Source organism: Rhodovastum atsumiense (assembly GCF_937425535.1).
In the GTDB taxonomy this organism is placed as follows: Bacteria; Pseudomonadota; Alphaproteobacteria; order Acetobacterales; family Acetobacteraceae; genus Rhodovastum; species Rhodovastum atsumiense.
In genome coordinates, this window is the sequence record NZ_OW485601.1 from 3,062,605 (window position 1) to 3,087,913 (window position 25,309).

At 70.4% G+C, this 25,309-nt stretch carries 25 protein-coding genes; 7 read left to right on the forward strand and 18 right to left on the reverse strand.

Annotated features, from left to right (window positions below; all coding sequences use genetic code 11):
• Window positions 1-39: 39 nt before the first annotated feature.
• The 14 genes from NBY65_RS13845 to NBY65_RS13910 form a co-directional block, all read right to left on the reverse strand.
• Window positions 40-804 carry an SDR family NAD(P)-dependent oxidoreductase gene (locus tag NBY65_RS13845; protein ID WP_150040603.1) on the reverse strand — a complete coding sequence of 255 codons (765 nt, stop codon included), beginning with the start codon at window positions 802-804 and terminating at the stop codon, window positions 40-42.
• 6 nt (window positions 805-810) lie between these two features.
• Complete coding sequence (purF, locus tag NBY65_RS13850) at window positions 811-2,286, reverse strand: amidophosphoribosyltransferase (protein WP_150040604.1); 1,476 nt, start codon at window positions 2,284-2,286, stop codon at window positions 811-813.
• Window positions 2,287-2,306: 20 nt separating this feature from the next.
• Window positions 2,307-2,876: a CvpA family protein gene (locus tag NBY65_RS13855; protein ID WP_150040605.1), complete on the reverse strand. Its 570-nt coding sequence runs from the start codon at window positions 2,874-2,876 to the stop codon at window positions 2,307-2,309.
• Window positions 2,877-2,937: 61 nt separating this feature from the next.
• The gene (gene radA / locus NBY65_RS13860; protein WP_150040606.1) at window positions 2,938-4,335 is read right to left on the reverse strand and encodes a DNA repair protein RadA; all 1,398 of its coding nucleotides are present in this window, start codon (window positions 4,333-4,335) and stop codon (window positions 2,938-2,940) included.
• A gap of 171 nt (window positions 4,336-4,506) precedes the next feature.
• Window positions 4,507-5,433 (reverse strand): DMT family transporter, encoded by a 927-nt coding sequence (locus NBY65_RS13865; protein WP_150040607.1) that lies wholly within the window; start codon window positions 5,431-5,433, stop codon window positions 4,507-4,509.
• A gap of 91 nt (window positions 5,434-5,524) precedes the next feature.
• Window positions 5,525-6,310 carry an ABC transporter ATP-binding protein gene (locus tag NBY65_RS13870; protein ID WP_150040724.1) on the reverse strand — a complete coding sequence of 262 codons (786 nt, stop codon included), beginning with the start codon at window positions 6,308-6,310 and terminating at the stop codon, window positions 5,525-5,527.
• A gap of 68 nt (window positions 6,311-6,378) precedes the next feature.
• Window positions 6,379-7,164 carry an MlaE family ABC transporter permease gene (locus NBY65_RS13875; protein ID WP_150040608.1) on the reverse strand — a complete coding sequence of 262 codons (786 nt, stop codon included), beginning with the start codon at window positions 7,162-7,164 and terminating at the stop codon, window positions 6,379-6,381.
• Entirely contained in the window at window positions 7,161-8,306 is a 1,146-nt protein-coding gene (gene alr / locus NBY65_RS13880; RefSeq protein WP_239002773.1) for an alanine racemase, read from the reverse strand. The genes NBY65_RS13875 and alr overlap by 4 nt, the downstream gene beginning before the upstream one ends.
• Window positions 8,307-8,454: 148 nt before the next feature.
• Window positions 8,455-9,951: a replicative DNA helicase gene (locus NBY65_RS13885; protein WP_150040610.1), complete on the reverse strand. Its 1,497-nt coding sequence runs from the start codon at window positions 9,949-9,951 to the stop codon at window positions 8,455-8,457.
• A gap of 271 nt (window positions 9,952-10,222) precedes the next feature.
• On the reverse strand, window positions 10,223-11,455 hold the full coding sequence (locus NBY65_RS13890; protein WP_150040611.1) for an SAM-dependent methyltransferase: 1,233 nt from the start codon (window positions 11,453-11,455) through the stop codon (window positions 10,223-10,225).
• A gap of 150 nt (window positions 11,456-11,605) precedes the next feature.
• Window positions 11,606-12,172 (reverse strand): 50S ribosomal protein L9, encoded by a 567-nt coding sequence (rplI, locus tag NBY65_RS13895; RefSeq protein WP_150040612.1) that lies wholly within the window; start codon window positions 12,170-12,172, stop codon window positions 11,606-11,608.
• Between the two features lie 13 nt (window positions 12,173-12,185).
• Complete coding sequence (gene rpsR / locus NBY65_RS13900) at window positions 12,186-12,461, reverse strand: 30S ribosomal protein S18 (protein ID WP_150040613.1); 276 nt, start codon at window positions 12,459-12,461, stop codon at window positions 12,186-12,188.
• A 6-nt stretch (window positions 12,462-12,467) separates the two neighbouring features.
• Window positions 12,468-12,989 (reverse strand): 30S ribosomal protein S6, encoded by a 522-nt coding sequence (gene rpsF, locus NBY65_RS13905; protein WP_150040614.1) that lies wholly within the window; start codon window positions 12,987-12,989, stop codon window positions 12,468-12,470.
• A 250-nt stretch (window positions 12,990-13,239) separates the two neighbouring features.
• Window positions 13,240-14,697, reverse strand: coding sequence for a 4Fe-4S binding protein (locus NBY65_RS13910; RefSeq protein ID WP_239002774.1), 1,458 nt, complete (start codon window positions 14,695-14,697; stop codon window positions 13,240-13,242).
• A 222-nt stretch (window positions 14,698-14,919) separates the two neighbouring features.
• Between NBY65_RS13910 and fabD the strand changes: the two genes are divergently transcribed.
• The 5 genes from fabD (at window position 14,920) to mltG (ending at window position 19,541) form a co-directional block, all read left to right on the forward strand.
• Window positions 14,920-15,876 carry an ACP S-malonyltransferase gene (gene fabD / locus NBY65_RS13915; RefSeq protein WP_150040616.1) on the forward strand — a complete coding sequence of 319 codons (957 nt, stop codon included), beginning with the start codon at window positions 14,920-14,922 and terminating at the stop codon, window positions 15,874-15,876.
• A 15-nt stretch (window positions 15,877-15,891) separates the two neighbouring features.
• A complete protein-coding gene (gene fabG, locus NBY65_RS13920; RefSeq protein WP_150040617.1) occupies window positions 15,892-16,641 on the forward strand; it encodes a 3-oxoacyl-[acyl-carrier-protein] reductase in 750 nt (249 codons plus the stop codon).
• Between the two features lie 217 nt (window positions 16,642-16,858).
• A complete protein-coding gene (locus tag NBY65_RS13925; RefSeq protein WP_150040618.1) occupies window positions 16,859-17,098 on the forward strand; it encodes an acyl carrier protein in 240 nt (79 codons plus the stop codon).
• Window positions 17,099-17,138: 40 nt separating this feature from the next.
• The gene (gene fabF / locus NBY65_RS13930) at window positions 17,139-18,401 is read left to right on the forward strand and encodes a beta-ketoacyl-ACP synthase II (protein ID WP_150040619.1); all 1,263 of its coding nucleotides are present in this window, start codon (window positions 17,139-17,141) and stop codon (window positions 18,399-18,401) included.
• A gap of 96 nt (window positions 18,402-18,497) precedes the next feature.
• Window positions 18,498-19,541, forward strand: coding sequence for an endolytic transglycosylase MltG (gene mltG / locus NBY65_RS13935; RefSeq protein WP_150040620.1), 1,044 nt, complete (start codon window positions 18,498-18,500; stop codon window positions 19,539-19,541).
• A 235-nt stretch (window positions 19,542-19,776) separates the two neighbouring features.
• On the opposite strand, the gene NBY65_RS13940 is transcribed toward mltG, so the two are convergent.
• From NBY65_RS13940 to NBY65_RS13955, 4 genes are all read right to left on the reverse strand, one after another.
• Complete coding sequence (locus NBY65_RS13940; protein WP_162530522.1) at window positions 19,777-20,700, reverse strand: AEC family transporter; 924 nt, start codon at window positions 20,698-20,700, stop codon at window positions 19,777-19,779.
• Between the two features lie 202 nt (window positions 20,701-20,902).
• The gene (locus NBY65_RS13945) at window positions 20,903-21,808 is read right to left on the reverse strand and encodes a protein-L-isoaspartate O-methyltransferase family protein (RefSeq protein WP_150040622.1); all 906 of its coding nucleotides are present in this window, start codon (window positions 21,806-21,808) and stop codon (window positions 20,903-20,905) included.
• Window positions 21,805-22,443: a guanylate kinase gene (gmk, locus tag NBY65_RS13950; RefSeq protein ID WP_150040623.1), complete on the reverse strand. Its 639-nt coding sequence runs from the start codon at window positions 22,441-22,443 to the stop codon at window positions 21,805-21,807. Before gmk ends, NBY65_RS13945 begins: the two co-directional genes overlap by 4 nt.
• Entirely contained in the window at window positions 22,440-23,348 is a 909-nt protein-coding gene (locus NBY65_RS13955; RefSeq protein WP_239002775.1) for a YicC/YloC family endoribonuclease, read from the reverse strand. The genes gmk and NBY65_RS13955 overlap by 4 nt, the downstream gene beginning before the upstream one ends.
• Window positions 23,349-23,439: 91 nt before the next feature.
• On the opposite strand from NBY65_RS13955, the gene NBY65_RS13960 reads away from it, so the two are divergent.
• The gene (locus NBY65_RS13960) at window positions 23,440-24,231 is read left to right on the forward strand and encodes an SDR family NAD(P)-dependent oxidoreductase (protein WP_150040624.1); all 792 of its coding nucleotides are present in this window, start codon (window positions 23,440-23,442) and stop codon (window positions 24,229-24,231) included.
• A gap of 42 nt (window positions 24,232-24,273) precedes the next feature.
• On the forward strand, window positions 24,274-25,143 hold the full coding sequence (locus NBY65_RS13965) for an MBL fold metallo-hydrolase (protein ID WP_203330462.1): 870 nt from the start codon (window positions 24,274-24,276) through the stop codon (window positions 25,141-25,143).
• Window positions 25,144-25,309: the final 166 nt, after the last annotated feature.

The following is a 25,309-nucleotide window of genomic DNA, read 5'->3' on the forward strand; positions in this document are numbered from 1 at the left end:
AAGAATATCCTAACGCCTATGGGGCAGCGCCCCGACGGCTTACGCCGGGACCGGGCTGACCCGGATCATTTCCCCGTGCCGGGTTTCCCCCGGCCCGCAGAGGTCGGCGATGCGCGGCGCGATATCGGCCGGCTTCGGCAGCTTCGACGCGTCCTCGCCGGGGAAGGCGCTCCGGCGCATCTTGGTGGCGACCGGGCCGGGATCGACGAGGTTGACGCGCAGGCGGGTGGTGCGGGTTTCCTCGGCCCAGCTCCGCACCAGATGGTGCTGTGCTGCCTTGGTGGCCCCGTAGGCGCCCCAGTAGGCGGTCGGGTGCAGCACGATCGCGCTGGAGACGAACACGGCGCGCCCGGCATCGGCGGCCTGCAGCAGCGGCCCGCAGCTGCGGATCAGCCGCCACGTGGCAGTGGCGTTCACCGCCACCACGTCGTCCCAATCCTTGGGCAGGATATGCGGCGCCGGCGTGAGCTGGCCGAGGCTGCCGGCGTTGGACACCAGGATGTCCAGCCGCCGGAAGCGCTGGAACACGCTCGGCCCCAGGGCGTCGAGCGAGCTGCCGTCCTTGATGTCGAGCGGCAGCAGCGTGGCGCTGCCGCCCCCGGCGCGGATGGTGTCGTCGGTTTCCTCGAGCCCGCCTTCGGTGCGCGCGGTGATCACCACATGGGCGCCGCGGCGGGCGAGTTCGATCGCGACCGCGGCGCCGATGCCGCGGCTCGCGCCGGTCACGAGGGCGATGCGGCCGGCGAGCGGGCGCGTGTCGGGTCTGCCTCCTTCCGGGGAGGCGGTGGCGGGATCATCGGACATCGGGGATCAGCGACTTTCGGACAGCAGGGAGAGTTGGCGGGTGTCGTTGTCGATCTGGTCGTGCAGGGCGATCGGGTAGTTGCCGCTGAAGCAGGCGTCGCAGTAATGCGGGCGGGCGGGATCGCGGCCGGCATGGCCGAGGGCGCGGTACAGCCCGTCCTGGGAGATGAAGGCGAGGCTGTCGGCGCCGATCAGCTCGGCCATCTCCTCGACCGTGTGCTGGGCGGCGAGCAGCTTGCCGCGCTCGGGCGTGTCGATGCCGTAGAAGCAGGAATGCGTGGTCGGCGGCGAGGAGATGCGCATGTGCACCTCGGCCGCGCCGGCGTGGCGGACCATTTCGACGATCTTGCGGCTGGTGGTGCCGCGGACGATCGAATCGTCGACCAGGATCACCCGCCGCCCTTCCAGCATCGCGCGGTTGGCGGAATGCTTCAGCTTCACACCAAGGTGGCGGATGGAATCGGTCGGCTCGATGAAGGTGCGGCCGACATAGTGGTTGCGGATGATGCCCAACTCGAAGGGCGTGCCGCTTTCCTTGGCGTAGCCCATGGCGGCCGGCACGCCGGAATCCGGCACCGGCACGATCACGTCGGCGGGGACATGGCTTTCGCGGGCCAGTTCCATGCCGATGCGCTTGCGCACCTCGTAGACCGGCAGGCCCTCGACGATGGAATCGGGGCGGGCGAAGTAGATGTACTCGAACACACAGAACCGCGCCGGCTGCCGGCCGAACGGCTTGATGCTGTGCACCCCGGCGTCGTTGATGACGACGATCTCGCCCGGCTCGATGTCGCGCACGAAGCTGGCGCCGACGATGTCCAGCGCGCAGGTCTCGCTCGCCAGCACCCAGGAGCCGTTGCTTTCGATGCGCCCGAGGATCAGCGGGCGCACGCCCAGCGGGTCGCGCACCCCCATCAGCGCCTCGTTGGAGAGCGCTACCAGCGAATAGGCGCCGACCACCTGCTTCAGCGCGTCGATCAGCCGGTCCACCACGGTGGAATAGAGGCTGATGGCGATGAGGTGGATGAACACCTCGCTGTCGGTGGTGGACTGGAACAGGCAGCCGCGCCGCACCAGCGCGCGGCGCAGCGCCCCGGCATTGGTCAGGTTGCCATTATGTGCGACCGCGAAGCCGCCGAACTCGAAATCGGCGTAGAGCGGCTGGACGTTGCGCAGCACGGTGTCGCCGGTGGTGGCGTAGCGGTTGTGCCCGACCGCGCGCGCGCCGGCGAGCGATCCGATCACCCGGGCGTCGCCGAAATTGTCGCCGACCAGGCCGAGGCCGCGATGGGTGTGGAAACGCTGGCCGTCATAGCTGACGATGCCGGTGGCTTCCTGGCCGCGATGCTGCAGCGCGTGCAGGCCGAGGGCGGCGACGGCGGCGGCGTCGGGATGGTTCCAGACGCCGATGACACCGCATTCCTCGTGCAGCTTGTCGTCCGCGCCCCGGTCATCCGGTCGCGGGGCAGGTCGCTGGTGCATCGGCGAGTCTCCTTCTGCCGTCACGGGCGGGCGGTGGCCCGGCCCTGGGCAGGTACATGCAAGAGGTCGGCGGCCCGGGTCTCGCGCCCGGGAGGGGGCTTGGGCACGGCAGGGCGGTAGCGGGGCGGCAGCTGCTCGGCGAGCCAGGTGGCGCCTTCGTAGGCATAGGGCAGGGTGCGCGCCTGCAGCACCGGCTCCGGCCAGCGCTCAGGCGCCACCAGGAAGCCGGCGGCGATATAGGCGACGACGACCAGGGCGGCGCCGCGGACGATGCCGAAGACCACGCCGAGGCTGCGGTCGACCCCGCCCAGCGCGGAACCGCGCACCACCCCGCCGATCAGCCCGGCCACGACCGAGAGCAGGATCAGCGAGACCACGAACACGGCCACGTAGGCGATCGGGGCGGAGAGGTCGCCATTGCCCATCCAGGCGCGCACCCGCGGCTCAAAGTCCGGGGCGCCCCACAGGGCGGCGGCGGCCGCGGCCACCCAGGCGCCGATGCCCAGCACCTCGCGCACGAAACCGCGCAGGAACGCCAGCATCGCCGAGACGGCGATGACGGCGAGCACCACGATATCGACCCAATTCACCGCGCGTGTTCCGGCATTTGCGTGGGGATATATCGTCGCTGCCCCATCCGATGCCAGCCCATCATGGCGATGAGTCGCCTGATCGTCCTGCAAACCTGCCCACCAGGTCGCCGAGGTGGCCGATCTCCTGCAGCGCCAGCCCTTCCGGGGCGGCGAGCGGGCGGTTGCCGCGGGCCACCCGGCGGGGCAGGCAGGCGCACCCGAAGCCCAGTTTCTGCGCTTCCTTGAGCCGGGATTCGGCCTGGGCGACCTGGCGGATCTCGCCGGACAGGCCGACCTCGCCGAAGAAGACCATCGCCGGGTCGGTCGGCTGGTCGGCGGCGGCGGAAACCACCGCGGCGGCGACGGCCAGGTCGGCGGCGGGCTCGGCGATGCGCAACCCGCCGGCGATGTTGAGATAGACGTCCGATGCATTCAGCCGCAGGCCGCAGCGGGTTTCCAGCACCGCCAGCAGCATGGCCAGCCGCCCGGAATCCCAGCCGACCACCGAGCGCCGCGGCGAGCCGCCGGCATTGGGGGCGAGCAGGCACTGCACCTCGACCAGCACCGGCCGCGTGCCTTCCAGCCCGGCGAAGACGGCGCTGCCGGAGACGTTGCCCCGGCGCTCGGCCAGGAACAGCGCCGAGGGGTTGGGCACCTCGGCCAGCCCGGTCTCGGTCATCTCGAACACGCCGATCTCGTCGGTGGCGCCGAAGCGGTTCTTCACCCCGCGCAGGATGCGGAACTGGTGGCCGCGGTCGCCCTCGAAATAAAGGACGGCATCGACCATGTGCTCCAGCACCCGCGGGCCGGCGATGGCGCCTTCCTTGGTGACGTGGCCGACCAGGGCGACGGCGAAGCGGTTGGTCTTGGCCAGCCGGATCAGCTCGAAGGCGGCGGCGCGGACCTGGGAGACGGTGCCGGGCGCGCTGTCGATGCTGTCGAGCCACATGGTCTGGATCGAGTCGATCACCACCAGGGCGGCGTCCTTCGCATCCTCCAGGCTGGCGGCGATGTCGCGCAGGTTGATGGCGGCGGCCAGTTCCATCTTCGCCTCGGCGAGGCCCAGGCGGCGGGCGCGCAGCCGGACCTGCTCGACGGATTCCTCGCCGGAGACGTACAGCACCCGCCGCCCCAGGCCGGTGAGGGCGGCGGCGGCCTGCAGCAGCAGGGTGGACTTGCCGATGCCGGGGTCGCCGCCCAGCAGCACCGCCGAGCCCGGCACCAGCCCGCCGCCGAGCACGCGGTCGAGCTCGGCGATGCCGGTGGGGGCGCGCGGCGGTGGGGCGGCGGTGCCGGCGAGGTCGACGAAGGCGATCTTGCGCGCGGCCGAGCGGGGCTTCTGCAGGCCGCCGGGGCCGGAGTCCGGGGTGTCCTCGACGATGGTGTTCCACTCGCCGCAGGTTTCGCAGCGGCCGTTCCATTTGGGGGTGACGGCCCCGCAATTGGTGCAGACGAAACGGCTTGCGGGCTTGGCCATGGCTCAGGTCCAGGATGAGGTGTCGCGCGGCAGGCGCCCGAGCGGATCCCTGCGCACGGTATGCGTCAGCCGCGTGACAGGTTCAAGCCGGGGAGGTCCCAGGGGCGCTGACGCGCCTGGTGTGAGGAGAATGGCATCCGGCCCGTGGATCGATGGGATCACGCGCCATTCCTACGCTGCCCACGCCCGGCGCAGCACTTGCAGCGGCCGGCCGTCGATCGTGGCGAGGCCGCCGCCGATCAGCGCCATACCCAGGAAGTGCCGCGGTTCGAGCCGTTCGCCCAGCATCAGGGCGCCGAGCAGGATGGCGCTGACCGGGACCAGCAGGGTCACCAGCACCACGTTGGTCGCGCCCGCCACGGCAAGGATACGGAAATAAAGGATATAGGCCAGCGCCGTACAGGCCAGGGCGAGGCCGGTCAGGGCAGCGAGCGTCGCCGTCCCCGGCAGCGGCAACTCCCATGGCCGATCCAGCAGCAGGGCACAGGGCAGCAGGATCAGCGTGGAGGCGGTCACCTGTCCGGCCGCGGTCGCCAAAGGCGGCACGCCCAGGCGGCGAAAGCGCCGCCCGTATACTCCGCCGAAGGCATAGGAGAGGGCGGCTGTGAGACAGGCCGCCTGGGCGAGCAGATTGGTCCTGAAGTCTCCGCCCGGATCGGCGGCGAGCATCACGGCCACGCCCAGCAGGCCGGCCATCACCCCCCCCATCTTGCCGGGCGTGAGCCGCTCGTCGGTGGTCAGCAGATGGGCGACGATAACGGTGAAGAGCGGCGTCGTCGCGTTCAGGATGGCGGCGAGGCCGCTGGCGATATGGTGTTGGCCCCAGACCAGCAGGACGAAGGGGATGGCATTGTTCAGCAGCCCCATCGTCAGGAAGGCGGTCCAGAGTCCCGGCACGGCGGGCAGGCGGATCCGCCGCACCGCCAGCACCCCCCAGAGCGCCAGCGCCGCCAGGGCGACGCGCAGGACGACGATGGTGAGCGAGGGCAGCTCGCGCACCGCGACGCCGACGAAGAAGAACGACCCGCCCCAGATCACCGACAGGGCGAGCAGCATGATCCATTCGGTGGTGCCCATCCGGGGCGCTGGCATCTGCATCGGGGCTTCCTGCTGGTGCGATCGCGTCAGTTGACGCGACCGCCGGCGCGCGGGCCATCCGCTGCTTGCGCCGACACTCCCGGTCCCGTTGCTACCGCCGCAGCTCCATCTGGATCGGACCCTCGCGGCGACCGTGGGTGAACTGGTCGACGATCTCGTTGCCGGTTTCCATCAGCTCCGTCGCCGCGCCCTGCCAGATCAGCCGCCCCTTGTGCAGCATGGCGGCGCGGTCGCCGATGCGGCGGGCGCTGGCCATGTCGTGGGTGATCGCCACCGCCGTGCTGCCGAGCCGCTTCACGCAGTCGACGATCAGCCCGTCGATCACCGCCCCCATGATCGGGTCGAGCCCGGTGGTCGGCTCGTCGAAGAACAGGATGTCGGGCCGGGCGGCGATGGCGCGGGCGAGCGCCACCCGCTTCTGCATGCCGCCCGACAGCTCGGCTGGCCACAGCTCGCCCACGCTGGCGGCGAGGCCGACCTGGGCCAGCACCTCCTCGGCGCGGGCGCGGGCCTCGTGGCGCGACACCCGCCGTTGCGCGAGCAGGCCGAAGGCGACGTTCTCCCAGACCGGCAGGCTGTCGAACAGGGCGCCGTTCTGGAACAGCATGCCGATGCGGGCGCGCAGCTTTTCGGCCTCGTGCCGGTCCAGGCGCAGCACGTCCTGGCCGTCGATCTCGATCACCCCGGCATCGGGCGTGATCAGGCCGAGGATGCATTTCAGCAGCACCGACTTGCCGGTGCCGGAACCGCCGATCACCACCATCGAGGTCTGCGGCATGATGTCGAGGTCGATGCCGTCCAGCACCACCTTGTCGCCGAACGCCTTGCGTACGCCGCGCAGGCGGATCTTGGGGACCGCTGCTGTGTCGCCTTTCATCGTGTCCCGCGCGTTCTGCGCCATCTTGCCCTGCACGTCCTGCATCGTCGTGTCCCGCGGGTTCCCCGTCATCGGGCGAAGAACAATTCGGTGATCACGTAGTCGAAGGCGAGGATCAGCACGGAGGCGGAAACCACGGCGTTGGTGGTGGCAGCGCCCACGCCCTGCGCGCCGCCGCGACTGGTATAGCCGTGGTAGCAGCCCATCAACGCCACCAGGAAGCCGAACACCGCGGCCTTGACCAGGCCGGAGACCACGTCGTCGGTGCGCACGAAATTGACGGTGTTGGCGAGATAGACGTCCGGATTGAAGCCGAGCTTGACGGTGGCGATGATGTAGCCGCCCAGCACGCCCAGCAGGTCGGCGACCAGCACCAGCAGCGGCAGCGCGACCAGCCCGCCGAGCAGCCGCGGCGCCACCAGGTATTTCATGGGATTGGTGGACAGCGTGCTGAGCGCATCGATCTGGTCGGTGACGCGCATGGTGCCGAGCTCGGCGGCCATGGCGGCGCCGACCCGCCCGGCCACCATCAGCCCGGCCAGCACCGGCCCCAGCTCGCGCGTGATCGAGAGCACGACCAGATTGGCGATGGCGCTCTCGGCATTGAAGCGAGAGAGCCCGGTCGAGGATTGCAGCGCCAGCACCATGCCGGTGAAGATCGCCGTCAGCGCCACCACCGGCAGGCTGTAATAGCCGATGTCGAGGAAGGAACGCAGGAACAGCCGCCCGTAGAACGGCGGGCGGACGATGTGCGACAGGCCATCCAGCGCGAACATGGAAATCCGGCCGGTCACCGTGAAGGTGGTCAGCACGGCGCGGCCGAGCCTGGCCAGCGCATCCAGCAACGCGGTCACGCCGGCACGATCCGGGCAATACGCGGGCCGAGTCCGGTCAGGATCTCGTAGGCGTTGGTGCCGGCGGCATCGGCAATGTCGTCCGGCGTGATGGTGGGGCCCATGAGTTCCAGCCAGTCGCCGGGCACCACGGGCGGGGCGTCCGTCACATCGCAGGTGGTCAGGTCCATGGAAACACGGCCTACCAGCGGTACGGGGGTGCCGTCAAAGCCCCCCCCGGTCAGCAGGGCGCGGGTGCGGCCCGAGGCCGGGCGCGGCCAGCCATCCGCATAGCCGATGCCAAGCGTGGCGATGCGGCTGGGGCGGGGCGCACGCCAGGTGGCATTGTAGCCGACGCTCTCGCCGGCCGCGATGTCGCGGACCTGCAGCACACGGGCCCGCAGGCGCAACGGCACCCGCATCGGGTTCGGCCGTCCCGGGGTGGGGTTGATGCCATAGAGCGCCGCCCCCGGACGGGCGAGGTCGGAGGCGAATCCGGCGCCAAGGAAGATGCCGGAGGAATTGGCGAAGCTGCGGGGGGCGGGGGGCAGGACGGCGCAGGCGGCTGCGAAGCGCCGGCGCTGTTCCGCGTTGGCGGGGTCGTCGGGCAGCTCGGCGGCGACCAGATGCGTCATGACGTAGCGGATCGAAAGCCCCGCGAGCCGTTCGGGCGCATCGGCCAGGGCGGCGAGCCCGGCGGCATCGAGTCCAAGGCGGTTCATGCCGGTATCGACGTGCAGCAGCACCGGCAGTTTCCGCCCCTCGGCGCGGGCGAGCGCGGTCCAGCGCTCGATCTCCCCGAGCCCGCCGAGCACCGGCACGATGTCATGCGCGAGATAAGCGTGCTCTGTGCCGGGCACCGGGCCGTTGAGCGGGGCGATCAGGGCGCCGGGCAGGCGCGGGCGCAGGGCGATCGCCTCGGCCAGATGGGCGGTGAAGAAATGTCGGCAGCCAGCCGCATACAGGCGTGGGGCGACGGCGGCGGCACCGAGGCCATAGGCGTCGGCCTTGACCACGCCAGCGACATCACCGCCCGGATGGCGGCGGCGCAGCTCCTGCCAGTTGGCGGCGATGACATCGAGGTCGAGTTCCAGCACCGCGGTCGCGGCGTCGGGGGCGGTGGCGGGGAAGCTGTCCCGGTCCACCAGAGGCGTCTCCGTCACGGATTCCGGCATCCTTGCTGGCGCGGCGGCGTCGTGTCCGACCCCATGCCGGACGCGGCGCGCCTGCGCGGTTCCAGGCCAGAGCACATGACCATATCAGAACGTGCCGGATGGTGCGAAAGCCGGGCGCCCGCGGATCCCGGTGCCGTCACTCGCCATCGTGGTGCAGGTCGAGATCGGCGAAGCGGGTGAATTCGCCTTCGAAATAAAGGTCGATCTTGCCGGTGGCGCCGTGGCGGTTCTTCTCGATCAGCAGCTCGGCGCGGTTATGCACGTTCTCCATGTCGCGCTGCCATTTCTCGACGGCGCCATGGAACTTTTCCTCGTTCTCGAACGCGAGTTGCTTGGGCGCGCGTTGTTGCAGGTAGTATTCGTCACGATAGACGAACATTACCACGTCGGCGTCCTGCTCGATCGAGCCGGATTCGCGCAGGTCCGACAGCAGCGGACGCTTGTCCTCGCGGCTTTCCACCGAGCGCGACAACTGCGAAAGCGCAATCACCGGGACGGCGAGCTCCTTGGCGATCGCCTTCAGCCCCATGGTGATCTGGCTGATTTCCAGCACGCGGTTTTCCGGCCGCGATCCGGCGGCGGGACGCATGAGCTGCAGGTAGTCGACCACGATCAGCGACAGGCCCTTGGTGCGGGCCAGCCGGCGGCAGCGCGTGCGCATGGCCGAGAGCGTGATCGCCGGCGTGTCGTCGATGTGCAGCGGCAACGAACCGATCTCGCGCGAGACCTGGACGAAGCGGTCGAAATCCTTCTGGCCGATATCACCGCGGCGGATGCGCTCGCCGGAAATCCGCGACTCTTCCGAAAGCAGGCGGGTGGCGAGCTGCTCGGCGCTCATTTCCAGGGAGAAAATGGCGACCGAGCCTTTCGTGGGTGTCTCTGGCCCGGCGGCCCGCGCCTCTGCCTGCAAGGCGCGGGCGGCGCCGAAGGCGATCTTGGTGGCGAGCGCCGTCTTGCCCATGCCCGGGCGCCCGGCGAGGATCATCAGGTCGGAGGGATGCAGCCCGCCGGTCTTCTTGTCGAGATCGCGCAGCCCGCTGGAAAGGCCGGAGACGCCGCCGGAACGGTGGAAGGCCCGCTCGGCGTTCTGGATCGCCTCGGTCAGCGCGTGCTCGAAGGTGACGAAGCCGCCCTGGGAGGTGCCGCGCTCGGCGAGGTTGAACAGCTCCTGCTCGGCCACCTCGATCTGGCCGGAGCCGTCGAGTTCCGGCGTGGCGCCGAAGGCGTTGTTGACGACGGCCTCGCCGATGTCGATGAGCTGCCGGCGCAGCCAGGCGTCGTAAATCGCACGGCCGTACTCGCCGGCGTTGATGATGCCGACCATCGCGCCGAGCAACTGCGCGAGATAGGCGGTGCCGCCGACCTCGCCGAGAATGCCGGAATGCTCGAACTCGGCCTTCAGCGTCACCGCGTCGGCGAGCTGGTTGGCCTCGATGCGGCGGGCGATGGCGGAATAGATGCGGCCATGCACCGGATTGGCGAAATGATCGGCCTGCAGGAATTCGCTGACCCGCTCATACGCCTTGTTGTTGGCCAGCAGCGCGCCAAGCAGTGCCTGCTCCGCCTGGATATTGGCCGGGGGAAGGCGCTGCGAGAGGCCAAACAGCGGGGGCGGCGAATCAACTGTGTTCATGCGGGGGGCGCCTGGGAAGCCCCCAGCATAACGCCCGGGACCGCGTCCAGACAGGGGCGCAAGGCCTGTGGATAAGGTGGATCAGGGGGATGGAATCGTCGTTAGGGCGGGCTGTGGCAGAGTCGCCTCAGGGGAAATGCGGGGCCGCCCGGCCCTTGCATGCCATCGCAACGCTGGCAGCGGGCGCGGGCGGAGTCGGTAAAATCGTTTCGATATCAACGCATCGAAAGATCGTAATAATATCGGAGCGTTTCGCGAGCCCTTCGCGGCCTCACGCCGAGACGCGCGGCGCCATCACCCGTTCCGCCTCGAACATGTAATCGCGCGTGAGCGGCAGGGCGCCCTGGTCGCGGGTGATCTGGATCTGGAACACCATCTGGCCATGCCGGCGGAAGGCCAGCTCGGCACCGGCGAGATAGAATTCGAACATGCGGCAGAACCGTTCGTCGTACAGCGCGGCGATGGTGTCGCGGTTGGCGGCGAAGCGGCGGCGCCAGTGGCGCAGCGTTTCGGCGTAGTGCAGCCGCAGGATCTCGATGTCCGTGACGACCAGCCCGGCCTTCTCGATCGCCGGCAGCACCTCCGACAGGGCGGGGATATAGCCGCCCGGGAAGATGTACCGGGCGATCCAGGGATTGGTGCGCCCCGGTCCGTCCGGACGGCCGATCGCATGCAGCAACGCGACCCCGTCAGGGGCGAGGCAGCGGCGGATCGCCTCGAAATACTGACGGTAATGCACCACGCCGACATGCTCGAACATGCCGACCGAAACGATACGGTCGAAGCGCCGTGTCATCGCCCGGTAGTCGCACAGCTCGAAGCCGACACGCTCCTGCAGCCCCTCGGCGCTCGCGCGCGCCCGCGCCTCGGCGAGTTGCTCGGAGGAAAGGGTGATGCCGGTCACGCGGGCGCCGTAGTCGCGCGCGAGCGTCAGCGCCATGCCGCCCCAGCCTGACCCGATGTCGAGCACGGACAGGTCCGGGCGGTCGAGTTTCAGCTTGGCGGCGATGTGGTGCTTCTTGGCGATCTGCGCCTGCTCCAGCGTCTCGGTGCCGGTGCGGAAATAGGCGCAGGAATATTGGCGGTCGCGATCGAGGAAGAGGCTGTAGAGCCGTCCGTTCAGGTCATAGTGGCGGGCGATGTTGCGTCGCGCCCGTGCGGCCGGGTTGAACTGGCGGATCCAGCGGGTGACGCGGCCGAGGAATTCCTGCAGCGCAAGCAGCCGATGCGGTGCCGCGCCCGCGGAATAGTTGGACATCAGCACGTCGAGGACGTCGTAGATCGTGCCGTCCACCGGCGCGATCCGCCCATCCATATAGGCTTCGCCAATTGTGATGTCGGGCTGCAGCAGCAATCCGGCGAGCAGGCGCGTGTCCCGCAGCGCGAGACCGGCGGTCGGGCCTTCGCCCGTGCCATGGGATGAAACCTGGCCGTCGGGCCAGTGGATGGTCAGGCGGCCGCTGACCACAAATCGCCGGAAGATCCTGTCGAGGGCGGCACGCATGGTTTCCCCTCCCGCCTGGATGTCGGTCGGGCGAGGAAATGGTTATCCAACTTGACAGGTTTCAAGTACGCACCGCTTCACGAAGCGAATCGGGACAGCGGTGGGATAGCCGTCGCCCCTCTCCCGCGCGGCGGGAGAGGGGCGGGGCGATTACGCTTCGGCGGCCGGCTGTTGCTCGAGCAGGGCGGCCTCGTCGTAGACGGGCTCCTCCTCGGGCTCCTCGGTGGCGATGCTCTCGCCGCGGGCCTGCTTCTCGGCTTCCTCGGGGCTGCGGGCCACGTTCGCGGTGACGGTGATCACCACTTCCGGGTGCAGCACCACGCGCACCTTCGCCAGCCCGAGCGACTTGATCGGGTGCTCGAGCACCACCTGCGAGCGGGTGATCGACAGCCCCGCGGCGGTGGCTGCCTCGGCGATGTCGCGCGAGCTGACCGAGCCGTACAGGCCGCCGGATTCGCCGGCCTGGCGGATGACGACGACGGACAGGCCGCCGACCCGCTCGGCCACGCGCTCGGCTTCCTCGCGGCGCTTGAGGTTCTGCGCCTCAAGCTGGGCGCGCTGCTGTTCGAAGCGCGCGAGGTTGTCCTTGCTGGCGCGGATCGCCTTCTTCTGCGGCAGCAGGAAGTTGCGGGCGAAGCCGGGCTTCACCTTCACCACCTCGCCCATCTGCCCGAGCTTGTCGACGCGCTGGAGCAGGATGACTTCCACGGATGCCATGGCGCGACCCTCCTCAGCTCACGACGTAGGGCAGCAGGGCGAGGAAGCGGGCGCGCTTGATCGCGTTGGCCAGCTCGCGCTGCTTCTTGGCCGAAACCGCGGTGATGCGGCTCGGCACGATCTTGCCGCGCTCGGAGAGGAAGCGGGAGAGCAGGCGCACGTCCTTGTAGTCGATCTTCGGCGCGTTCGGGCCGGAGAACGGGCAGGACTTGCGGCGGCGGTAGAACGGACGGCGCGCGCCGACGGCGGCGCGACGGGCGGCGGGATTGATTTCGGTGCTGTCGGACATCGTGGCTTACTCCTCGACCGCGCCGCGGAAATCTTCGCGCTCGGCGCGCGGGGCGACTTCCTCGCGGGCGCGGAACTCCTCGCGGTCGTCATAGCCACGCTTGCGGCCGGAATCGAAGCGGCCGGCCGGCTTGGGCCCGCGGAAGCCACGCTCGCGGTCGTCGGACTTGCGCGAGAGAATGGCGCTCTGGCCTTCCTCGATCGCATCGACGCGGATGGTCATGTAGCGCAGCACGTCCTCGTTGAGGCTGAGCTGGCGCTCCATCTCCAGGATCGAAGCGGGGGCCGCGTCCAGGCCGAGCAGCATGTAGTGGCCCTTCCGGTTCTTCTTGATCCGGTAGGCCAGGCTGCGCAGGCCCCAGTACTCGCGCTTCTTGACGGAAGCGGAGGGACGGGGTTCCTCGCCCTCGGCGGCCGGGGCAATGCCACGGTCGGTGTCGAGCTGAATGCCGATCGCGTCGGCGATGGCCTCGACCTGCTGCTGCGTGACATCGTTCCGTGCGATGAACACGGTCTCGTAAAGCGGCATGGGCTCTCCCTCTGGCTTGTCTCTGCCCCGGACCGCTGGATCGAGGTCCCGCGCCACCATGGCACGCGGGCATAGCCGGGAGAGGCCGTCTCTACCCGGCAGGGAAGGCGCGGGCTTATACACGCGTGCCCGCCGGATGCAAGGACGATCACGGGCCGGCAGGCCGTAGGGCGGATAAGCGCAGCGCAATCCGCCATTGCAACGGATCAGCGAAGCGCAATCCGCCGTGCCAACGTTCCGCTGATCATCATTACAGCCCGAAGATGGCCGGCCACCACGCGAGGCCGGTGGCCAGGCTGCCGAGGATGCCGGGCAGCAGCGGCAGCCAGCGCCGGCCCGCCGCCACGCCCTGGCGGACCAGCACGCGGTCGGCCAGCCAGACGCTCCAGGCGAAGCCCAGCAGGAACAGGATGCCCTTGGTGATATGCACTCCCTCAATGCCGAAGGCGGTGCGGCGCAGCGGCTCGAACAGCTCGGCGCCGAGGCCGATCACCAGCGAGATCAGCGCGATCGGGGCGTACTGGTAGCCCAGTTCGGCGAAACGGGCGGCGAAGCTGCCGCGCGCGCCCACCTGCCGTGCCAGCACCGCGGCGGCCGCCGTGGTCGCCGCCAGCACCACCGTCAGCGCGATCATGCAGCCGATCATGAAGCCGTTGATCATCAGGAAATCGAGCCACATGAACGTCTCCCCGCGGTCGGGGTGGACGCTCATCAGCCAGGACGGGCCGATCGCGGTGATCCAGGCCCAGCCATGCTCGATTGCCCATTCGCCGAAGGCCTGCCGCGCGTCCTGGTAGGCGGGCAGCACCAGCCACAGGAAGCCGCCGAGCGCCACGCCGGTGTCGAGGAACAGGAACCACACCTCGGTCGGGTTGGGGTGGTGGTCGCGGATCGCCTCGATTTCCTCGCCCGGCCGGCGCAGCCGCAGCGACACCCCGCCGCGCGCGTCGGGGTTGACGCAGCGGAAGCAACTGATGCAGTGGCGCGATTCCGCCTTGTGCGGCAGGTCGATCATGGTCGGGCAGACGCCCTTTTCCGTGTACGCCTCCGGCCCGGGCAGGCGGGTCTTCGGGGCGAACTCCACGGCGCCGAGCCGGGCATAGAGACCGAGCACCCGGCCGATCGGGCACATGTGGCGGCACCAGGCGCGCTTGCGCCGGCCATAGAGGAACCCGATCACGATCGCCATCAGCATGGTGCCGCCGAAGATCTCGGCGGCTGCCTCGGGATGGTCGCGCACGCCGGTGGTCTGGCCGAGCAGGGTGATGACGATGAAGCTGACCAGCGGGGTGCCTTCCCAGCGCAGCCAGGCCGGGATCGGCCGGCGCAGGCCGACGCCGTTGGCCCATTCCGCCGCCGCGCCCATCGGGCAGAGCACGCCGCACCAGGCGCGCCCGGCGAAGATGACGGACAGGAACACCAGCGGGAACCACAGCCCCCACAGGGCATAGGAGGCGCCGACCCGCAGATTGTTCCAGGGGGTGGCGTCGCCGGGCGGGTCGGGCAGCAGCAGCGGCCCGCCGATCACCAGCAGGAACACCACGAACATCCCGGCATGCACCCAGGAGAGCTGCCGGCGATGCGTGACGAAGAACCGTTCCAGCAGCGCGGCGAGGCGGGCGATCCGTCCCGGGGAGGCGCCGGGCGGGGCGCAGGGGGAGCCGTGGGCGGGACATGTTTCGGCCAGGACGGCGGCAGGACCAACCACGACGGGGCTCCCGGGGCTGCAAGTGGGTCTGCAAGTGCGAGTCAGTCGCGATATTAAGAGGCGCCGGTCGATGCGGCGTCGATCGTTGCGCAGGGCTGGTCCGCGCGCCCGGCGCATGCCGTCTGCCGGGTCCCCGGTGTCGCCGGCAATTGACAGGGGCACGGGGCGAAGCTACGCCGCGCGCCCAATTGCCCCCCGCTTCTCATTTCGGGATTTTTCCGCATGCCGGTGCACGCCTTCATCTTCCCGGGCCAGGGCAGCCAGGCCGTGGGCATGGGGCGGGACCTCGCCGCCGCCTTCGCCGCCGCCCGCGAGGTCTTCGAAGAGGTCGACGAGACCCTGAAGCAGAAGCTGTCGAAGCTGATGTTCGAGGGACCGGCCGAGGAACTTACCCTCACCGAGAACACCCAGCCGGCGCTGATGGCGCATTCGCTGGCGGTGCTGCGCGTGCTGGAGCGCGAGGGCGGGCTGAAGCTGGCCGACAAGGCGGTGCTGGTCGCCGGCCACTCGCTCGGCGAGTACAGCGCGCTGGCCGCCGCCGGGGCCTTCACCCCCGCGCGGGCGGCCGCCCTGCTGCGGCTGCGCGGCCAGGCCATGCAGAAGGCGGTGCCGCCCGGCGAGGGCGCCATGGCCGCGCTGCTCGGCGCCGAGATGGAACTCGCCCGCGCGGTCTGCGCCGAGGCGGCGGAAGGCCCGGACGGCACGCAGGTGGTCTCGCCCGCCAATGACAACGGCGGCGGGCAGGTGGTGATCTCCGGCCACAAGGCCGCGGTCGACCGCGCCATCGAGGTGGCCAAGGCGAAGGGCGTGAAGCGGGCCATGCTGCTGCCGGTCTCCGCCCCGTTCCACTGCGCGTTGATGGCGCCGGCGGCGGATGCGATGGCCGAGGCGCTGGAGAAATCCCCGCCGGGCGCGCCCCTGGTGCCGGTGGTGGCCAATGTCACCGCCGCCAAGGTGACCGACCCGGCCGAGATTTCCCGGCTGCTGGTGCAGCAGGTGACCGCGACGGTGCGCTGGCGCGAATGCGTGAACGCGATGATCGAACTCGGCGTTACCAGCTTCGTCGAACTGGGCGCGGGCAAGGTGCTGTCCGGCCTGGTGCGGCGGATCGCCCCGGACGCGGCGACCGCCTCGGTCGGCACGCCGGCCGAGATCGAGCAGATCCTGAAGACTCTCTGAGACAAGGAAACAGCCATGTTCCGGCTGGACGGCAAGACCGCCCTGGTCACCGGTGCTTCCGGCGGCATCGGCGCCGCCATCGCCCGCACGCTGCACGCGCAGGGCGCGGTGGTGGCGCTGTCGGGCACGCGGCGCGAGGCGCTCGACGCCCTGGCGGCGGAGCTGGACGCGGTCTCCCCGGGCCGGGCGCATGTCTGCCCCGCCGATCTGCGCGACCCGGCCGCGGCCGATGCGCTGGTGGCGGCGGCCGAGGCGGCCGGCGGGCCGCTCTGGGCGCTGGTGAACAATGCCGGCTTCACCCGCGACATGCTCGCCCTGCGCATGAAGGACGAGGACTGGCAGGCGGTGCTGGACGTCGACCTGAGCGCGCCGTTCCGGCTGGCGCGGGCGGCGATGAAGGGCATGCTGAAGCGGCGCGCCGGGCGGATCGTCTCGATCTCGTCCATCGTCGGCCACACCGGCAATCCCGGCCAGGCCAACTACGCCGCCGCCAAGGCGGGGCTGGCCGGCATGAGCAAGGCGCTGGCCCAGGAAGTGGCCTCGCGCGGCATCACCGTGAACGTGGTGGCGCCGGGCTTCATCGCCACGCCGATGACCGACGACTTGTCGGACGCGCAGCGCGTCAAGCTGGCTGAGAGGATTCCGCTGGGCCGGCTCGGCCAGCCGGCGGACGTTGCGGCGGCGGTGCTGTATCTCGCCAGCGACGAGGCAGGGTGGGTCACTGGTACCACACTGCACGTCAATGGTGGCATGGCGATGGTCTGATTCGCCGGCTTTGGGCAGGTTGGACCCGTGCCGATGGTTGGCGATTGCGACTAAACCATGCTAAGCGCCGCGCGCCCTCGTCCGGGGCGGTGTACGCGGCGCAGTTCAGGTCTGTCCCGTGGGCCGGGCTGGTCCATCACAAACGGGACCAGGAAGGCGGGCGGACCGGGCGAGTGACGTTTAGACCAAGAACGGGCAGGCAGGAGCCAAAATTCCGATGAGCGAAATCGCCGATAAGGTGAAGAAGATCGTCGTCGAGCATCTCGGCGTCGAGGAAAGCAAGGTCACCCCCGAGGCGTCGTTCATCGACGACCTGGGCGCGGACAGCCTGGACACGGTCGAGCTGGTCATGGCCTTCGAAGAGGCCTTCGGCGTCGAGATCCCCGAGGACGCCGCCGAGAAGATCAGCACCGTGAAGGATGCGATCGAGTACATCGAGAAGCAGAAGGCGGCCTGAGCCGGAACACGGCAAAAGGGAAACGGCAAGGATGGCACCGATGCGGCGCGTTGTGGTGACGGGCATGGGCATCGCCTGCCCCCTGGGATTAGGGGTCGGGCATGTCTGGAAACGCCTGATCGAGGGCGAGTCAGGCATCAGCGCCATCCAGTCCTTCGACGTGAAGGACCTGCCGGCCAAGATCGCCGGCCAGCTTCCGAAGGGCAGCAAGGCCGAGGGCAAGCTGGACATCTCCGAATGGGTCCCGGTCAAGGACCAGCGGAAGATGGACAAGTTCATCCAGTACGCCCTGGTCGCCGCCACCGAGGCGGTCGAGGATTCCGGCTGGCAGCCGCAGGACGAGGAAAGCCGTTGCGCCACCGGCGTGATGATCGGCAGCGGCATCGGCGGGCTTGAGACGATCTACGACGCCTCGGTGCTGGTGCACGAGGGCAAGACGCGGCGTCTGTCGCCCTTCTTCATTCCCTCCGCGCTGATCAACCTCGCCTCCGGCCACGTCTCGATCAAGTACGGCTTCAAGGGCCCGAACCACAGCGTGGTGACGGCCTGCGCCACCGGCGTGCACGCGCTCGGTGACGCGGCCCGGCTGATCATGCTCGGCGACGCCGACGTGATGGTGGCGGGCGGAGCCGAATCCGCGGTGAACACGCTCGGCATCGCCGGGTTCTGCGCCGCGCGCGCGCTGTCCACCGGCTTCAACGAAACCCCCACCAAGGCCTCGCGCCCCTGGGACAAGGACCGCGACGGCTTCGTCATGGGCGAAGGCGCCGGCGTCCTGGTGCTCGAGGAATACGAGCACGCCAAGCAGCGCGGCGCGAAGATCTACGCCGAGGTCTGCGGCTACGGCCTCTCGGGCGACGCCTACCACATCACCGCCCCGGCCGAGGGCCATGACGGCGCCTTCCGCGCCATGAAGGCGGCGCTGAAGAACGGCGGCATCACCCCCGACCAGATCCAGTACGTGAACGCCCACGGCACCTCCACGCCGCTCGGCGACGACCTGGAACTGGACGCGGTGGAACGCTTCTTCGGCGATGCCGCGCGCGGCCTGGCGATGTCCTCGACCAAGTCCGCGACCGGGCACCTGCTCGGCGCCGCCGGCGCGATCGAGGCGGTGTTCTCGATCCTGGCGGTGCGCGACAACGTGGCGCCGCCGACGCTCAATCTCGACGCCCCGAGCCGGGAGAGCGTGATCGACCGGGTCGCCCATACCGCGCAGGAACGCCGCATCGACATCGCGCTGTCGAACAGCTTCGGCTTCGGCGGCACCAACGCCTCCATCCTGTTCCGCAAGGCGCCCTGAGCGCGCGTCGGACAGCAGCGATCCTCCCTCGCGATCCCGCCCGGGCCATCCCCGGGCGGGAGTTACCCGCGGTACCATCGCCAGGATGGTCCCGCGATGGATAACCTCCCCCAGCAGTCCAATCCGGCCGCGAGCCCCGATCCGCCGTCCCCTCGGCGCCGACGGCGCGTGCTCACCTGGGCGGTCACCCTGCTGGCGCTGCTGGCCCAGCTCGCCGGCGGCGTGGCCGGCTGGCATTACGGGGTGGCGCGCTACCAGCAGCCGGGCCCGCTGCCCGAACAACGGGCGGTCGTGGTGCCGCGTGGCAGCGAGGCCCAGGTCGCCGAGGCGCTGCGGGACGCCGGGGTGATCGACGATCCGCTCGCCTTTCGCATCGCCTCCTTCGTCACCCGGCGGGACGGCCCGATCCGCGCCGCCGAACTGGCCTTCCCCGCCCATGCCAGCCTTCGGGAGGTGCTGCAGGTGCTGCGTACCGCCCGGCCGGTGCAGTACCGCCTGACCATCGCCGAAGGACTGACATCGGCCCAGATCGCGGTGCTGCTCGAACGCGCCCCGGCCCTGACCGGCCCCACCCCGGTGCCGGAAGAAGGCACGCTCATGGCCGAAACCTATCTCTACGAGCGGGGCACCACCCGCGAGGCCCTGCTCGCTCGTGCCCGTGCCGCGATGGGCCAGGCCCTGGCCCAGGCCTGGGCGGAACGGGCCGACGGATTGCCGCTGGCCAGCCCGCACGAGATGCTGACCCTGGCCAGCATCGTCGAGCGCGAAACCGCGCGGCCGGAGGAACGGCCCATGGTGGCGGCGGTGTTCCTCAATCGCCTGCAACAAGGCATGCGGCTGCAATCCGATCCCACTGTGATCTATGCCGTGTCCGGAGGGCAGGGCGCGCTGGAACGGCCGCTTTCGCGCGCCGACCTGGATTGGCCCAACCCTTACAACACCTACCGGGTCACCGGGCTGCCGCCGGGACCGATCGCCGCGCCGGGGCTCGCGGCCCTGCGCGCGGTCGCGCACCCGGCGCCGGTCGACGACCTGTATTTCGTCGCCGATGGCAATGGCGGGCATGCGTTCGCGCGCACGCTGGAGCAGCACAACCGCAACGTCGCCCGCCTGCGCGCCCTGCAGGCGGAGCCGCGCTGATCCGGGGCGCTGCCCCGGCCCCGCCAGGAGGCTTTGCCTCCTGGACCTCCACCAAGGGCCACAAGGCCCTTGGATCCCATGTTTGGTTCCTGGGAAGGGGGCATCCTCGCTGGTGATGGGTCCGTGTCGGTTCGCCCCCCTCCCAGGAACCAAACAACCGGGGTGCAGGGGGCCCCTGCCCCCTGCCGGAGTCCAGAGGCGGAGCCTCTGGCAGGGTCCGGGGCAGCGCCCCGGATCAGCGGGGCAGCCAGCCGAGCAGCAGGGTCAGCGTGACCATGGACAGGGCCGTGGCGATCACCACGGTGCTGGCGGAGGCTTCCATCATCGTCTCGAACCGGCGCGCCAGCAGGAAGGCGTTGGCCCCGGTCGGCAGCGCCGCGGTAAGCACCGTCACCGCGAAGGCAAGCCCGGTCACGCCGACGAGGTGGGCGACCACGGCGACGATGGCCGGCATGGCCACCAGTTTCAGCAGCACTGCCAGCGAGACCTCGCGCAGGTCGGACCAGGATGGCCGCGGCAGGGTGCCGCCGAGGCAGAACAGCGCGAGCGGCGGGCCGGCGGCGGCGAGCAGATCGAGCACGCGGTGCAGTGCCGCGGGCATCGGCACTCCGACGAGGCGCCAGGCGAAGGCGAAGACCAGCGACATCACGATCGGGTTGCGGATGATCCCGGTGAAGGTGCTGCGCAGCATGATCAGGATGCTGCCGCGCCCGCCGCGATCGGCCTCGATGAAGATGGTGGCGAGCGGGATCAGCACTACCGAGTGGAAGGCGATGATCGCCATCAGGGTGACCAGCCCGTCGCGGCCATAGGCAGCGCTGACGATGGGGATGCCGACCATGACGGTGTTGCCGAAGATGCTGTTCATCCCGAACACCGAGGCCTGTGCCAGCGACACCTTCAGCACCAGGCGGCCGAGCAGCAGCGCAAGGAAGAACAGGATCGCGGCGCCGACCAGGAAGGATCCGGCCACGTCCGCCAGCCGCAGCGGCGGTGCTTCCGCGACCGATCCGAACAGCAGGGCGGGGAAGGCGATGTAGAACACGAAGTCGGTCATGCCGCGCATGGCGGCGGCATCGACGATGCGCAGGCGCAGGCTGGCAGCCCCCAGGCCGATCAGGATGAAAACCGGGGCGACGATGCCGAACAGGATGCTCATGGGGCGGCGAACAGGATACCGGCGATCGTCAGCCCTGGTTCGTCCCGGCATCCGACGTCGATCGCGTGATAACGCTATCGTGATACGAAACAACGTTCACCGGCAGGGTGCCTGCGTTGCGGCTGGCTCCTGTCATATGCAACCAGAAAATAACGATATCGCGATAATTTCCACCTTATGGTGGTTTTTATTGGTGTTTTAGCTACTCTGGCGTGTGGTGCGACGGGAGCTGTTCCGGTGGCGCGTCGTAGCCGAGCGCCCAGTCGGGGCACCAGAACCAGCAGCGCTCCGGCGAGCGCGGCGCGGGACGGAGATAGCTGCGCACGAATTCGACGCCGGGGCGGGCGAAGGCGCGGGCGAGGCTTTCCCGCAGCGCCGGCGTGCCGGCCAGGCGGCCGGCGGCGGTGACGAAGGCGCAGGGGCAGAGATGCCGGACGGGAAAGCCGGCACCGTCGTGGCCAATGGCCAGCACGGCGCCGCGGGCGGACGGGTCGCCCCCCTTGCCGCCGGCCTGGGCCGGCGCGAGCGGGAAGACCAGCATGCCGCCGGGGGCCAGATGCCCGGTCCAGGCGGCGGCGGGATCGGCCACGGCGAAATTGACGTAGATCCGGTCGGTGGTGTCCCGCGGCCAGAGGGCGGCGTCGCCCTGCCGGACGGTGACGTTGCGCCACGGTGCCAGGTTGGCGGTGGCGGTGGCGGCGAGGTGGCGGTCATATTCGATGGCGGTGACCGTTCCCTGCGGGCCGGTGAGCTCGGCCAGCAGAGCCGTGTAGTAGCCGCTGCCCGCGCCCAGGTGCAGCACCCGGTCACCGGGGCGCACCGCCAGATGGTGCAGCATCCGCGCATGCAGCGAGGGGCTGCCGTTGTTGAGCCCGCGCTGCCGGTCCAGCACCACCAGCACGTCCTCGTAGATGCGGGCCGGGTCGTTTTCGGCGAGCGTGACCGCGCCGAGTTCCTGGTCGAGGATGGTCCAGGGATCCGGCCCCAGGAAGGCCTCACGCGGGACGGTGGCGAAGGCCGCGGCGACGGCGCTGTCGGTGACCCCGGCGATGCGCAGCATGCGGTCTGCATAGTCGCGGCGCAGGGCGGCGGGGTCGGTGGCGGTCATCCGTCCAGGGCGGTGATGAAAGCCGGCAGGCCGGTCTGGCGCCCGGTGGCCAGGCGCGCCGCCTGCAGCACCGCCCGCGCCCCGGCGACCGCGGTGGCGAAGTCGGCGTTGACCAGGACGTGGTCGAATTCCGGCGCGTGCGCGATTTCCGCGCGGGCGGCGCGCATGCGCCGGGCGATCTCGGCGGGGTCGTCGGTGCCGCGGCCGCGCAGCCGTTCTTCCAGCACCGCGAGCGAAGGGGGCAGCACGAACAGCCCGACGACGTCGCGCGGCAGGGCGTCACGCAGTTGCCGGTGGCCCTGCCAGTCGATGTCGAACACCACGTCGCGGCCTGCCGCCAGCGCCGCTTCGACCGGGGCGCGCGGGGTGCCGTAGCTGCGGCCGAACACCGTCGCCCATTCCAGCAGTTCGTCGTTGCGGGCCATCGCCTCGAATTCGGCCGGGGAGCGGAAATAGTAATGCACCCCTTCCTCCTCGCCGGGGCGGGGGGCGCGGGTGGTGGCGCTGACCGACAGCATCAGGTCGGGCTCGGCCTGCAGCAGGGCGCGGGTGATCGAGCTCTTGCCGGCGCCGGAGGGGGCGGCGATGACCAGGCAGACGCCGCGGCGGGGCAGCGTGCTCAGCAGCGTGCTCATTCGACGTTCTGCACCTGCTCGCGCAGTTGCTCGATGGTCGCCTTCAGCTTCAGCCCGGTGGCGGTCAGCGCCACCGAGGCGGATTTGCTGCACAGCGTGTTGGCCTCGCGGTTGAATTCCTGCACCAGGAAGTCGAAGCGCCGGCCGATCGCGGTGCCCTCGGCGAGCAGGGTGGCGGCGGCGTACAGGTGGGCATCCAGCCGGTCCAGTTCCTCGCGCACGTCGGAGCGGGCGGCGAGCAGGGCGACTTCCTGGGCGATGCGTTCTTCCGGCAGCGTCGGCACCTCGGCGAGCAGGGCCTGCACCGATTCCAGCATGCGGGTGCGCTGCAGCGCGGGCTGGTCGGCGGCTTCCTCGGTGGCGCGGCGGCACAGGGCGGCGATCTCGTCGAGCAGGCCGGTCAGGGTCGCCGCCAGCCGGGCGCCCTCGGCGCGGCGGGCAGCGACGAGGCCGTCGAGGGCGGCGAGGAAGCCCTGGCGGACCGCTTCCTCGCGGGCGCGGGTCACCTGTTCGTCCTCGGCGACCACGGCGGCGGGGCGCAGCACGCCCGGCAGCGCCAGCAGTGCTTCCGGTCGCGGCGGCGGGGCGCCGGGGATGCGGCGCTGCAATTCCGTCACCAGCGCCAGCGCCTGGTCCAGCGCGGCGGGGTCGGGCATCAGCCGCGGCGCCTCGTCGCGGCGGATGGTCAGGCCGGCGGTGACGTTGCCGCGGCGCAGCAGCTTCGCCGCCGCCTCGCGCAGCGCGGGTTCCAGCGTGTCGAAGCCGGGCGGCAGGCGGAAGCGCAGCTCCAGGCCGCGCCCGTTCACGCTGCGCAGTTCCCAGGCCCAGGCGGTTCCCTCGATGATCCCCTCGGTGCGGGCGAAGCCGGTCATCGACGCGAGGGGAGAGGCGGGCGGCGCGGTCATGCTGGCATCCTTCCGGAGTGCGACCTTCCAGAAGCCCGATCCTTCTGGCAAGAGCGCGCCCTTGTAGCAGGGCGGGGCAGGTCCCGGAACCATGGTTGCATATGGCTGCGTGCTGATCACCGGTGCGTCCTCGGGTCTGGGGCGGGCGCTGGCGCTGGCCCTCGCGGCGCCGGGCGTGGTGCTGCACCTCTCCGGGCGCGACGGCGACCGGCTGCGGGCGACCGCGCGGGACTGCGCCGCCCGCGGGGCGGCGGTGCGGGAGCAGGTGCTGGATGTGCGCGACGCCGCGGCGATGGCGTCCTGGGTCGCGGCGGCGGGGCGGCTGGATCTGGTGGTCGCCAATGCCGGGATCTCGGCCGGCACCGGCGACGGGCGGGCGGAGACGCCGGCGCAGACAAGGGCGATCTTCGCGGCCAATCTCGACGGGGTGCTGAACACGGTGCTGCCCGCGCTCGCGGTGATGCGGACGCAGGCACCGGATGGGCAGGGGGTGCGCGGGCGCATCGCCGTGGTGGCCTCGATTGCCGGGTTCATCGCCTCCCCCGGCGCCCCGGCCTATTGCGCGAGCAAGGCGGCGGTGGATGCCTGGACGGTGGCGACGGCGGCGGGGGTGCGGCGCGAGGGCGTGGTGATGACCAGCATCTGCCCGGGTTTCGTGCGCACGGCGATGACGGCGCGCAACCGTTTCCCGATGCCCGGCCTGATGGATGCGGAGCCGGCGGCGGGGATCATCCTGCGCGGCATCGCCGCGGGGCGGCGGCGGGTGGTGTTTCCCTGGTGGATGGGGCTGGCGGCACGGCTGGCCGGGCTGTTGCCGCCGCGCCTCTCCGGCGCGTTGCTCGGACGGGCGCCCGGCAAGGCGGGCTTGTCCGGATCGGCGTGAGAGGCGAGAACGTTACGCGGAACGAGGAAGGAGGCGACTGTGTTGCACGGGAATGCCGGTGTTCACCATCTCGCCATCGGCGGGATCACGGTGACCGCCTTGAATGAAGGCGTGCTGCAGGCATCGACCGAGCTGGTGACCGGCCTGGAGAGATCGGTCGCGGAGGAGATGTTGCGCGAGGCGTTCCGGCCGGTGCCGCCGCGCATCACCGTCAGTTGCTTCCTGCTGGAATTCGCCGGGCGGCGGGTGCTGATCGACGCAGGCAGCGGCAACGCCTCGGGGACGGGGCTCGGGCTGGCGCGGTCGCGGCTGAAGGCCCTGGACGTGCATCCGGCGGGGATCGACACGGTGCTGATCACGCACGCCCATTTCGATCACGTCGGCGGGCTGATCGACGAGGCCGGCAACCCTTACTTCCCCAATGCCGAGCTGGTGCTGCACGAGGCCGAGCCGGCGTTCTGGCTGGACGAGGCGAATGCCGCGCAGGCGCCGGAGGTGCGGCGGCAATCCTTCGCCACGGCGCGGCGGGCGCTGGCCCCCTACCTGCAGAAGAAGCTGCGCACGGTCCGCCACGGCCAGGAAGCGCTGCCCGGCATCACCGCCCATCACCTGCCGGGACACACGCCCGGCCATTGCGGCTGGGTGCTCAGTTCCAATGGCGACACGCTGCTGGTCTGGGGTGACGTGATCCACCTGCCGGCGATCCAGTTCGCCCGGCCGGAGGCCGGCCTGGCGTACGACATCGATCCCGAGCAGGGGCGGGCGACGCGGGCGCAGGTGCTGGACATGGTGGCGACCGACCGGCTGCGCATCGCCGGCATGCACCTGGACTTCCCGACCTTCGGCCATGTGGTGCGGGCCGGGACCGGCTACGCCTTCCTGCCGGAAGTCTGGCGCCCGGGAGCGCACTGACCCGACCGGGGTTTGACCTGCCAAGGGCTTCGCCCTCGGACCCCGCTATTTTTTCTGTGCCGCGCAGCGCGAATGGGGTGCAGGGGCCTTGTGGTCCCTGCCGGGTCCAGGGCAGCGCCCTGGCCTTTGCCGTGGGCGTCTGGTCGGGCTCAGGGCAGGCGGACGT